This window comes from Devosia chinhatensis, assembly GCF_000969445.1.
Lineage (GTDB): Bacteria > Pseudomonadota > Alphaproteobacteria > Rhizobiales > Devosiaceae > Devosia > Devosia chinhatensis.
The window spans coordinates 1-471 of sequence record NZ_JZEY01000078.1 but is presented as its reverse complement, the minus strand read 5'-3'; the positions used below and the strand labels follow the sequence as shown (position 1 = coordinate 471).

General features: G+C 61.1%; 1 protein-coding gene. It reads right to left on the bottom strand.

What is annotated here, in order from left to right:
- Positions 1-448: amino acid--tRNA ligase-related protein (locus VE26_RS16815; RefSeq protein WP_046106507.1), on the bottom strand; the 448-nt coding region annotated here is incomplete at its 3' end.
- Between the last annotated feature and the right edge of the window lie 23 nt (positions 449-471).

Below are 471 nucleotides of genomic sequence, written 5' to 3'. Positions count from 1 at the left end.
GATGTAGGGTGGCCGGGACGGGCAAGCGGGGGGCGGCTTCAGGGGAGGATGGGGGAAGGATGGGGGTCGATAATTCGGTGAGCCCTGCCCCGCGCATGCCGGCGCGCAGGGCGGAAATGATCTTGGTGCGCTTGAGGATATTGTTGTGGAGCTTCTCGCGACGGAGAGCCAGGAACCGGTAACGCAGGCGAATATCCTCGGGATAATCGGCATCACCAAAGACCGGCAACGTCAATTCCTTGGCCGCGGAGCGAACTTCGATCGCGAGGCTAGAGATTTCGATGGCGCCGGTCGGAATGTTGGAATTGACCGCAGAAGCTTCGCGCAGATTCGCCTCGCCGTCCATTGGGAGCACCAATTCGGCTCGCCCTTTGTCGGCCATCGGGAATGCGGCAGCATCGGGGTCATTCACGCCCTGGGTGCTTTCATCAGGTGAGCGCCGGATCATGGATACTCATCCAGCACAGCTTC